9 protein-coding genes are annotated in these 10,773 nt (G+C 41.2%); 3 read left to right on the top strand and 6 right to left on the bottom strand.

What is annotated here, in order from left to right; genetic code table 11:
* Positions 1-95: 95 nt before the first annotated feature.
* From H5180_RS22950 to H5180_RS22940, 3 genes are all read right to left on the bottom strand, one after another.
* Positions 96-1,082: an ATP-binding protein gene (locus H5180_RS22950; protein ID WP_182759222.1), complete on the bottom strand. Its 987-nt coding sequence runs from the start codon at positions 1,080-1,082 to the stop codon at positions 96-98.
* A gap of 512 nt (positions 1,083-1,594) precedes the next feature.
* On the bottom strand, positions 1,595-2,692 hold the full coding sequence (locus tag H5180_RS22945) for an HNH endonuclease (protein ID WP_182759221.1): 1,098 nt from the start codon (positions 2,690-2,692) through the stop codon (positions 1,595-1,597).
* Complete coding sequence (locus tag H5180_RS22940) at positions 2,689-3,288, bottom strand: bifunctional 2-polyprenyl-6-hydroxyphenol methylase/3-demethylubiquinol 3-O-methyltransferase UbiG (RefSeq protein ID WP_182759220.1); 600 nt, start codon at positions 3,286-3,288, stop codon at positions 2,689-2,691. Before H5180_RS22940 ends, H5180_RS22945 begins: the two co-directional genes overlap by 4 nt.
* A gap of 890 nt (positions 3,289-4,178) precedes the next feature.
* Here H5180_RS22940 and abiEi point away from each other — a divergent pair.
* The 3 genes from abiEi to H5180_RS22925 all read left to right on the top strand — a co-directional run bounded on the left by abiEi (position 4,179) and on the right by H5180_RS22925 (position 8,678).
* Positions 4,179-4,703: a type IV toxin-antitoxin system AbiEi family antitoxin gene (gene abiEi, locus H5180_RS22935; RefSeq protein ID WP_182759219.1), complete on the top strand. Its 525-nt coding sequence runs from the start codon at positions 4,179-4,181 to the stop codon at positions 4,701-4,703.
* Positions 4,704-5,594, top strand: a complete 891-nt coding sequence (locus tag H5180_RS22930; RefSeq protein WP_182759218.1) for a nucleotidyl transferase AbiEii/AbiGii toxin family protein — start codon at positions 4,704-4,706, stop codon at positions 5,592-5,594.
* A 2,190-nt stretch (positions 5,595-7,784) separates the two neighbouring features.
* Complete coding sequence (locus H5180_RS22925; RefSeq protein WP_145238782.1) at positions 7,785-8,678, top strand: TPR end-of-group domain-containing protein; 894 nt, start codon at positions 7,785-7,787, stop codon at positions 8,676-8,678.
* Here H5180_RS22925 and H5180_RS22920 read toward each other — a convergent pair.
* From H5180_RS22920 to H5180_RS22910, 3 genes are all read right to left on the bottom strand, one after another.
* Positions 8,667-8,987 carry a hypothetical protein gene (locus H5180_RS22920; protein WP_145238785.1) on the bottom strand — a complete coding sequence of 107 codons (321 nt, stop codon included), beginning with the start codon at positions 8,985-8,987 and terminating at the stop codon, positions 8,667-8,669. The two genes, H5180_RS22925 and H5180_RS22920, sit on opposite strands and share 12 nt — an antisense overlap.
* 50 nt (positions 8,988-9,037) lie before the next feature.
* Positions 9,038-9,862 carry a nuclear transport factor 2 family protein gene (locus H5180_RS22915; RefSeq protein ID WP_145238789.1) on the bottom strand — a complete coding sequence of 275 codons (825 nt, stop codon included), beginning with the start codon at positions 9,860-9,862 and terminating at the stop codon, positions 9,038-9,040.
* Between the two features lie 62 nt (positions 9,863-9,924).
* A complete protein-coding gene (locus tag H5180_RS22910; protein ID WP_182759217.1) occupies positions 9,925-10,665 on the bottom strand; it encodes a ferredoxin--NADP reductase in 741 nt (246 codons plus the stop codon).
* Between the last annotated feature and the right edge of the window lie 108 nt (positions 10,666-10,773).

Here is a 10,773-nt window from a genome sequence, read left to right as displayed (position 1 = left end):
ATCAGCTAAAAGCAGAAACAAGCTTTAATAAAGGCATGCCCGCAAAACAGAAAAAAGCTATGCGCAGTACAGGTTACCTTGAAAAGGTATTGAAATCATAGGCTTTTTTCATGCTCTTGCCCTGCGACTTCAGGTGGACTTGCATTTGATTTTTTAACATCAATTTTCCAGATATGGTCTAGTGAATTTGGTATATCTACTCTTACTCGTACTAACTTGGTCAACTCTTCTTTGGGCATTAATCTGAACCAAGTACTTTTGATAATTAATCTTTTATTTCTATATATATAAAAACCTTGGTTATGAAGGTATCCTCCATCTCCAGAATATTTTTCATATTCCTGAGGAGAAACTTTTGTATAATGAGGCAGCACGAATGGTTGAACTTTAATTTCTTTTGATTCAACATAAATAGACTGTGATGGAAGCTCCAATGTAGCATTATGAACAGTGTTAAAGGGATCAATACCTTCAAGGCTGCCGCCATTCAAAAATATCCGTATAGATTTTTTTCCGTTCCCAGCACTGAGAAAACGATGATATGTTAATTCAAGATGCTTTCTTGAATGATCAATTATTAAATTTAGTTTTTTTTCTCTAATGGCAAGAGAATCAAACGAATCTAATCTATCTAGTTTTCTCCATAATACAATTGTCCCAGAAGTTTGTTTATCTAAGTTAAAGAGCAGCTCATTTAACTCTACAATTTGATTTAAATCACTTGAGTCTAAAACTTTTACTTTCCAACCTGTATTTGGGTTTTCAGTTATTTGGTCGAGATCCCATTCCATAGCAGAGATACTATTTTCTTTTTTTGATACTACCGTTAGTTTTCTGCACTGGGAAAAAGAAGCTGTTTTAAGCCCTAATCCAAATCGACCTAAATCATTTTCTTTTCTAGATTCAAGCGGGTTTAGGCTGCCAAGTTTCATTGCTAGTAGCAATTCTTGGTAATCCATTCCATACCCATTATCGGAAATTGATAACCAAGGCGCTGCATCATTCCAAGAAAAATCAATGTTGATGTCTGTCGCTTGCGCGGTAATGCTATTATCTATAACATCAGCTAAAGCAGTTTCCATTGAGTAGCCGATATCACGTAAGGACTCCATAAGTGAAGATGGTGAAGGGTAAAGGTTCTCATAATGCATTTTAAATCCTTTCTAATTAAGTAGAGCGAATACGCTTGAGCTTTGCTATAAAACACTTATCTTTTTAAAACTAAATCAGACCAATCTACCAACACACTCCAATCCCCCCGTGATCACACCCGAAAGTTATAAATTGATGAGTAATCACTTGCATGGATGCAAGTTAAGCCGTGACTGGCACATGGATGTGCCTTACACGGCGCTTACGTTCACATCAATTTTTAACTTGAAGATCAAGTGTGATCTTCGGGGCGCAGTGGGGTTCCAAGGGGCGGTCGGCGGTAGCCGCCCCTTGGTTGCCGCCAGCAATCTGGCAAAAAACTCGAATAGAGGTTTTAAATCCCTTAAAAAATCCCAACTAAAACCAAGAAATCACGGCTAAAGCCAGTTCCTACAAAAAACAGCAGCGCGAGGTAAACTCCCGCCTACAAACCAATTCACGCCTACGCGTCATACCTCGGCTTACCTTCCGCCACTAAACTAAGCTCTGCATTGCGATGCTGGTATAACCCTAAATCAGCCGCTTGTTCAAAACTATCTTTCGCTAACCACAACTTTGCGCTGTTCGCCTGCGCGACCTGATACGCCCAATCGCTTACCGAGCGTGATTTATCTACATCACAATTAAAGTAATCACTCAGTTCACGGGTTATATGCTGGCTATTTAAAACCAAGTTTTGTTCTTGCCAGCGCTCGCGGTGCAACTGCGCGGCTAAAAAGTCGCGTTTACTGTTATTACAGCTACTGTGTGCGGCCACAAAGTTGTGGCCTAAATCATTTGCGTAGCGGGCAAACGGTATAAAGTGATCAACCTCAGTTTTATTGTTAAGCGGCTTTTGGCAATAAAAGCAATTACCGTGTTGTAACTCGATTAACACAGGTTTGGCTTTACTCAGAGCATTACGGTCAAAACCAAATAAAAAGTCGTGCAGTTGGCTTTGTGGGCCTATTAAGGCTTGGTTGTGTTTAATGCTCTGAATTTTTTGTAGCCACGCATTTTTAGCCAAGTACACCACCAAATCATAAAATCGGCGAAAACAATTGGCGATACCTGCATTTAAGGTGATGAATTTAGTGCTATTGGTATGCGGATATAAAAAGCATTCTGCTTGTTTTGCTAATATTTGTAAGCGCCACAATGGGCCACTTTTGAGTGTTGCCATTGCAGCGTTAAAGGTTGGCTTATAGAGCGCGCTTTGTTTTAACGCCCGTAAATTACGAATGTTGTTTTGCTGGCACTCATACAACACCGAAATCACTTTAGATTGCGCGCCAGAGTTTTGCTTAAGTAAAGCGCTTTCGCCTGTTTGCTCTGAGGCAAACGGCACTGCATGGTGCCAATATAGAGTTATAAGTTTGTCGGCCAAGGTAGCTAAATCTATTTTCAGCTCTGCTTGGTCTGATACCAGCGGTTGCTCAACACATACATCAGCCAACGCATGCAATAACGCAAATTTATACGTTGCGCTAAAATCACCTTCCACCAGCATACGCTGTATGTAAGCAATAAAGTCGAGTTGCTGCTGCATGGCACCCATCATAAAACAGGCACTGCTTTAATTAACGCATTAAGCCACACTTCACTCTCGCGCTCTGGTCGTTGGTCGACCGTTTGCCATTGTTTTAGTATTTTAAGCTCGGTGTGATGGGTAATGAGCGCGGTTAGGCCGTCTTCATTTAAATCGGTAAATTCACGGCCGTTATGTACGCGTTCTGTATCGCCATATTTAAACGACACATACAAAACCCCATTGGGTTTTAGGGCATTTTGCAGTTTTAAAAACACCTGCGGTAGCTCTACTTTTGGCACATGCAATAAACTCGCGCAACACCAAATGCCGTCGTACAGATTTGTACAGTTAAGCTGCTGAAAGGTTTTAACCTCTACGGCTTGTTGTAAGTAATTACTGGCTAACTTTGCAATTTTTTCGCTTGCATCAAACGCGCTAACAGTAAAATCTTGCTGTTTAAAATACATGGCATCGCGGGCGCTACCGCAGCCTGCATCTAATATATGACCGTGTTTGGGGATAAGCGGTAAAAACTCAGCGTAAAGCGCCGACATATCAACATTAAGCGTTGAGTCGCTAAAACTTTGTGCGTTTTGGTTGTAGTAACTGAGTGTTTTAGTGGTCACTTGATATACCGCTCCGTGGCTAATTAATAATACTTAACTACTAGAACGTTAAGTTTTGATTAAGTTTAATCCTAACCTAACATGAAAATGTATTAAAAACATAGAGTTTTCCGATGAGTACCAAGTAGATAGCTGCTAATTAGCAAAAATTAAGAATTTAGTCTTGGTCATATTTATTGAGCGAAGGTGCTAGGTTTTAAGGAAATGACTAGGTGCTAGGATTAACCCGCCGCCCGTTATCTTCTCTGTGTAGCGCAGCGCCTCGGTGTTCTCGGTGGTAAAATAGCTTTTAAAACAATCACAGATCGAAAAAGCTGCGAGGCTCTAGGGAGTAACAGGCACTAGGTTCTAGGAAAGTGACTAGACTCTAGGCTGTATTCGTTACTCGTCGCTCGAAGCCCGATATTCGCAGCTCGTTGCCCTCGGTCTTTTGTCTGCTCATTTACTCTCATTCACTTCTCTTTGTGCAAAAAAATGGCTAGGTTCTAGCAAACTAACTAGGAGCTAGGTATGCGCGCAGCTCGTTGCTCGCAACTCGTTACCTTCTCTGTGTAGCGCAGCGTCTCGGTGGTAAAATTAATTTTAAGTGATTTATTCACCACAGAGATTAAGAGGCCTGCGCTTTAGAGAAAAACATAAAGAGTCTAATGTAGGTCGTGCTTTAGTGCGTCAATTTTCAACATTAGACATTGTCGCCATAAATGACGACCTACAAGGAAGCGCTAGGATTAGCCCGCCGCTCATTGCCCGAAGCCGGTTTATAGGGTGATATAAGTACGAGGGCTAGATGACAATACAAGTCAAACTAGAGTTAATCTAAACTCTAGTTTGCTTCAATTAAGCTTAAGGTCTACAATTAATAACATTATAAGTATGTAATTGTAGACCAAATGAATAAAGCAGAAAGATTATTAGCAATACTAGCTAGCTCTGTTAAAGCAGGTGGCGGTATTCATACCAGTGCAGAATTGGCTTTTATGATGGCTGAAAAACCCACTCCTGCATTCACTAAGTTTCTGACTGACAATGTTAATAAAGGGCTATTAAGAAGAGTCTGCAATGGTATTTTTGAAAGCACGCTCACGCCACCTGACCCCACCACCGCTATTTATAAAATAGTTAAAAAACTACGTGGTGACGTTTTAAATTACATTAGCCTAGAAAGCCAACTCAGTTACACGGGCGATATTTCGCAAATATTAATGGATAGGTTAACGGTAATAACGAAAGGTCGTAGTGGCACATTTTCAACTCCGTATGGGGTTATTGAGCTGACCCATACAAAAAAACCAATTGATAAATTTGCGAAAAACCTATATTTCGATAAAAGCATCAAGATGTACCGAGCAAATCCGCTGCAAGCGATTGCAGATCTAAAAGCCTGCAATCGCAACGTACACATGCTGGAGAACTAAATGCTAACAGAATATATACGCCAAATTATAGCTGCAAATCCAGAGTACGCTGGCGTCACGCCTGTGATTGAAAAAGAAATTCTTCATCACGACATTATGGCTGCAATGGTAAAACAAGGTGTTATGCCTTCGCTTACTTTTATTGGTGGCACCTCACTTCGTTTGTGCCATAACAGTTCTAGATTATCTGAGGATTTAGATTTTAATGGTGGGCATGACTTCAAGCCAAGTAGTTTCAGTGGCTTAGAAGTTGAAATCCAAAAATACATACAAAATAAATATGAGGTGCAGGTATGGGTAAATAAACCAGCTGAAGATAATCAAGCTAATACTTCATCTTGGAAAATAAGTATCGAAAAAGAAAGTAATCGTCCTGATCTTCCCCGCCAAAAAATGCATATAGATATTTGCGCTATCCCGTCATTTGATATCGAAAAAAGGCCATTAATAAATCACTATAATATTGTCGCGCCAACAGAAGGTTTACTGATCCCTGTACAATCATTAACGGAAACGCTTGCAGACAAGTTTATTGCATTAGCCTACCCTGCTAGGCGCATTAAACCGCGCGATGTATGGGATATAGTTTGGATAAAACAAAGAGGTGTTGCGGTATCTAAGCAACTGATCAATAAAAAGCTTGTGGCCAGGGGTAAAACCAACGAAGACTTTATTGAGGCACTGACTATTCAATTAGACAAGCTACAGCATGACGATGAAGTTCGTAAAGACTTCAATATTGAAATGAGCCGTTTCATTCCAAATCAAATCAAAGAAAGAACTATCGATAACCCTGATTATTGGCCATATGTACAATCAGAAATTAGTACTATGTCACTCTCAATCCTTAATAATGGTATTAAAAATAATAAGTTTGATATGGGGATCTAACTTTAAGGCCTACAAAAAAGCACCTTAAAGGTAATATTTTGTAGACCAATATTCACTGTTCATGTGCAAACGATCTTTAAGTAATTTATTCACAAAGAGGCTGTGAGGCGCTGCGCTGAAAGGGAAGGCTAAAGGCGCTAGGTTTTAGGGAAGTAACTAGGTGCTAGGCTGTTTGCACAAGCTCGCTGCTCGTAACTCGAAGCCGTTATCTTCACATTTACCCTCATTCACTTCTTTTTGTGCAAAATGCCTTTAAGTGATTTATTCACCACAGAGGTTAAGAGACGCTGCGCTGAAGAGGTGATAGGTTAAAGGTGCTAGGTACTATCGGTGTAAAAACATATTTTTGTGGAAACAGGCTTTAGCCGTGATGCTGTTTTAGGTTATGTGTTAAAACCAATCGGCGCTAAAGCGCTCTCCTACGAAAGTAAAAGGTGCTAGGCTGTTTACACAAGCTCGCTGCTCGTAACTCGAAGCCGTTATCTTCTCATTTACCCTCATTCTCTGCTCTTTGTGCAAATTGGTTTTAAGTGATGTATTCACCACAGAGGTTAAGAGACGCTGCGCTAAAGAGGTGATAGGTTAAAGGTGCTAGGTACTATCGGTGTAAAAACATATTTTTGTGGGAACAGGCTTTAGCCGTGATGCTGTTTTAGGTTATGTGTTAAAACCAATCGGCGCTAAAGCGCTCTCCTACGAAAGTAAAAGGTGCTAGGCTGTTTGCACAAGCTCGCTGCTCGTAACTCGAAGCCGTTATCTTCTCATTTACCCTCGTTCACTTCTTTTTGTGCAAAATGCCTTTAAGTGATTTATTCACCACAGAGGTTAAGAGACGCTGCGCTTTAGAGAAAGAATATAAAGACCGCGTCAGCAAGCTCAACGCCTACGGTAGTAAAAGGCGCTAGGTACTAGGATTAGCCCGCAGACCGTTGCTCGAAGCACTTTTTATCTTCTCCGTGCAGCGAAGCGCCTCAGTGCCCTCGGTGGTAAAAGTGGTTTTAAGATAATCACGGCTAAAGCCAGTTCCTACGACAGTAAAAGGAGCTAGGTGCTAGGATCAGCTCGTTGCTCGAAGCACTTTTTATCTTCTCCGTGCAGCGAAGCGTCTCAGTGCCCTCGGTGGTAAAAGTGATTTTAAGATAATCACGGCTAAAGCCAGTTCCTACGGTAGTAAAAGGAGCTAGCTAGGGTTAGCCCGCAGACCGTTGCTCGAAGCACTTTTTTTCTTCTCCGTGCAGCGAAGTGCCTCAGTGGCCCTCGGTGGTAAAAGTGGTTTTAAGATAATCACGGCTAAAGCCAGTTCCTACGACAGTAAAAGGAGCTGGGGGCTAGGATCAGCTCGTCGCTCGAAGCCAACAGCTTTTGCCTTCCCATTTCCCTCATTCACTGCTCATTGTGCAAAAAGTTATTAACTGACTGATTCACCACAGAGGTTAAGAGACGCTGCGCTGGTGAGAAATAATAAAGACCGCGTCAGCAAGCTTAACGCCTACGGTAGTAAAAGTAACTAGGTGCTAGGGTGTATTTCGCAGACCGTCGCTCGAAACACTTTTTTTCTTCTCCGTGCAGCGAAGCGCCTCAGTGCCCCTCGGTGGTAAAAGTGGTTTTAAGATAATCACGGCTAAAGCCAGTTCCTACCACAGTAAAAGGAGCTTGGTGCTAGGGTGTATTCCGTAGCACCAAACCCGCAGCCGGTTTATAGGTCGCGAGGTAAACTCGCGGCTACAATTTTTAAATCATTTTGATAACCCTGTCACCAGAATATTTACTCAACAATGACCGTATTCTTTACGAGCAAATTGTTTAGTTACCATGCAATATCACCCAACGGTGGCTAAGGTAAATGATCTGCGTGGAGTTAATGGGGCCAAAAAGTATTTTCCAATATTTGTAATGCTTTAAATATTAAGACGTTGTTCAGATATATTTGGTTATTATAAACGCTCACTCCTGTTGATATCCCTAACGACTTTAAGTTGTTTAAGCAGTTTGGCCAGCTCTTCTTAGAGCTGGTTTTTTTTGCCTGTTTTTACTGGCTTCATTTTCTTCCACTACAGCAAAGCAGCAATTACCCAGCATATTGCTGTAAAAATAACCTCGAAAAATCAACGCGGCCTAGTTACTCATAGGTAGTCATGTTACAGTTTCAGTAATTTACTTAGCACTTTAATTTATCGACTAGGCAGTAGTATGCGTCATTATTTTGTATCAATTTTACTTCTTTTTGCCACTTTTGTGGCAGCTCAGGCACAGGCTGAAGAGTCTCGCGCTGCACCCAGCCCACAACAGCAACAACAGGCACTCAAAAAACTTCAAGAGCCGATGTATAGACCCTTGATGGAACGCTATATTCTTGATGAACTCAAAGCGGTACGCCAAGATCAGCAAAAACTACGTGAAGACGTTACCAAACAAGTCACTCATGCTCAGCTTGATACCGCAGACCGCGCACTGACTTACACCACTGATACAATTAATAATGTATTTTTTATCATCACTGCCACAGCCTCTATTTTGGTACTGGTTGGTTGGAACTCGTTACGTGATGTAAAAAACAAAGTCGAAGATATTGTAAATACCCGTGTCAGCGTGATCACCAATGAATACGAAGCACGTTTGAATACATTTGAAGAAAAGCTACGCGAGCGCTCTGAAGAAATCTTAAGTAACCAACAAAAAATATCTGTGACCAATGAAGTCCACTCTTTATGGATGCGTGCAAATTTAGAAAGCGATATAGCTAATAAGATCGAAATATTTGATGAGATTTTAAAACGTAAACCCGAAGATGTTGAAGCTATCGCTTACAAAGCCGATGCATTACTAGAGCTTAATGAAACAGCTCAGGCGATAGAGTTGTGTAACCAAGCCTTGGATATAGACAGTGACTACGGCTACGCTTATTGGCAACGTGCATGTGCTTATGCGTTGACTCATAAACACGCTGATGCGTTGGCCGATATAAAAATGTCGTTGGAGTATTCACCAAACTTACGTAATGAGCTATTACATGAAAGTGCATTTGCCAGTTTGCACGACAATAGCAGCTTTAATGCGATTGTATCTGGCGACTTAACGTTCTAAAAAGCTTTCGATTGCTTGAGTGAGCAGTTCGTCGAGTTGCTCTTCAAACTCATCTTTGTTGGTTTTAAAGTGCGCAAGATAAGCCTGCGCATGCTGATCAGACAACAGCCGAGCATTAATACTGTATTCGCGCTCGGCTTTAGTTTTATCAAACCGCGGGGTAAAGTGATAAAGGGCAAAATAAGGGGCGACCAATTGCTGATTAGCATAATCACAGAAACGCTCAATGGTTTGTGCTCCCGTTGGCCCTAAACAGCCTGGCTCTACACGATAAAGTAACTGAATTTTTTTATCATCACTAATTTGCATGCTAGTCGCGGCCCCTTTATCTGCCTGTAATCAATCTGCTTATTAATACTCTATCTAAAAAAGAGTACTTTGGTTATTTTGCCATTTTCAACTTGATAGCTAGAGATTAACTCTCCGCGCTTATCAACTACATTTGGATCTGTTGAACAGGTTTCTGAAAGTTCATGATCGATAACGATATTACCGTGCACAATACGTTTAATTGGGGATGATTTTATACACTTTAATTTTTTAAACATTATTCCGTAACGGGCAATCAGTTTTTCTTTGCCCTTAAAAAGTAACTCGTTTGGAAAGGCATAAAACTCTACATTTTCATCATACATACTAATAAATGCGTCGATGTTTCTGGCATTATACGCCTTAATTAATTGCTCAATAACGGCTAACGATTCGCGTGACTGTTTGGCTTTAACTTGTTGTTTGAGTGTTAGCGCTTCTTTAGCTTGGATCACCGCTTGCTCTGCTTGTGCGACAGCAAGCTGTTTTTCTTGTTGTGTTTTAGGAAGTTCAGCAGGTTTTGCCGCTTCAGTACCAAGTACCTTACTGGTATCAACTTCAGGCTCGCTTGGTTTGCTGGTGTCTGTTTTAATTGGCTGTGTTGGTTCAACGTTTACAGGCTCAGCTGATTGCTTATTTTCTGGCGTTAAGGTGATCACCGCTGGGCTATCTTGTAGTTCAGCCTCAGTTGATTTTGTTGGGGCTTTACTCTGCACTGATTTTTCTTCGCCAGTGCTAGTGTCAGTCGTTTTTACTGCAGCAGGCAATTTAGCTGCTGTTGTTTCAGTTTTAGTCTGTGGTTCAACTACATCAGCTGCAGTTGCTAATAACTGCCACGGAAATAGCAAACTTACTAAAAAAAATAACGGTTTCATACTGTTCCTGAGTAATTTAAGAAACTCTAAAATAACAAAATTTACCGGATCGCGATAGCTTTTTACCAATACTGCTCAACGGTGATTTGCCCAGGCTCCCTACGACGATTGCGAGTGTAGCCTTGCTCGGTTAATAATGCGCTGGTGTCTTTAACCATTTGTGGATTACCACAGATCATAAATTGACTATTTTGCGGGCTAACTGCGCTATCACAATGCTTAAATAAGGTGCCATCGGCGATTCGATCAGTAATACGCCCATCTAAGCCGATAATTGCCTGCTCGCGACTCACTACGGGCAGATAACTCAATTGCGGATACTGCTGCTTTAACTGCGCAATTTTTGCTTGATAACTTAAATCTGCATTCAAACGCACACCATGCACTAAGGTAACGTGCTTAAATTGCTGCCACACATCAGGCTGCTCTAAAATGGATAAAAACGGCCCAATTGCGGTTCCGGTGCTAAGCATAAATAACTGTTCACTGGCGGGGATTTCATCAATAGTAAAAAATCCACTGGCGCGGCTTTCAATCATCACCGTATCGCCGGGTTTAAGCTTGGCTAATTGTTGTGATAATAAGCCATCTGCCACGTTAATAAGATAAAACTCTAAATCGGGAGAGCTTGGTGCATTTACGTAAGAGTACGCCCGTGCAATACGTTTTTCATCCATCATCATAGAAAGCTTAGTAAACTGTCCTGCTTTAAACGGCTCCACATCGGCATTCACAATTAAACTAAATAACGTATCAGTCCACCAAACAATATCTTTAACACTTGCCTCAACCCAATTAGACACAATTAACACTCCTTAATTATTGCTTTGTATAACAGTGGCAAGAGTGCACAGCATTGTCAATGTTTGCGAGTTTGCGAGTTTGCGAGTTTGCGAGTTTGCGAGTTTGCG

The organism is Pseudoalteromonas sp. SR41-4 (assembly GCF_014163985.1).
In the GTDB taxonomy this organism is placed as follows: domain Bacteria; phylum Pseudomonadota; class Gammaproteobacteria; order Enterobacterales; family Alteromonadaceae; genus Pseudoalteromonas; species Pseudoalteromonas rhizosphaerae.
The sequence above is the reverse complement of the archived record's forward strand: the minus strand, read 5'-3'. Positions and strand labels throughout refer to the sequence as shown.

Coding starts and splice junctions, on each gene's coding strand:
- H5180_RS22950 (WP_182759222.1), bottom strand. CDS start 1,082: ATGGAAACTGCTTTAGCTGATGTTATAGATAATAGCATTACCGCGCAA.
- H5180_RS22945 (WP_182759221.1), bottom strand. CDS start 2,692: ATGATGGGTGCCATGCAGCAGCAACTCGACTTTATTGCTTACATACAG.
- abiEi (WP_182759219.1), top strand. CDS start 4,179: ATGAATAAAGCAGAAAGATTATTAGCAATACTAGCTAGCTCTGTTAAA.
- H5180_RS22930 (WP_182759218.1), top strand. CDS start 4,704: ATGCTAACAGAATATATACGCCAAATTATAGCTGCAAATCCAGAGTAC.
- H5180_RS22925 (WP_145238782.1), top strand. CDS start 7,785: ATGCGTCATTATTTTGTATCAATTTTACTTCTTTTTGCCACTTTTGTG.
- H5180_RS22920 (WP_145238785.1), bottom strand. CDS start 8,987: ATGCAAATTAGTGATGATAAAAAAATTCAGTTACTTTATCGTGTAGAG.
- H5180_RS22915 (WP_145238789.1), bottom strand. CDS start 9,862: ATGAAACCGTTATTTTTTTTAGTAAGTTTGCTATTTCCGTGGCAGTTA.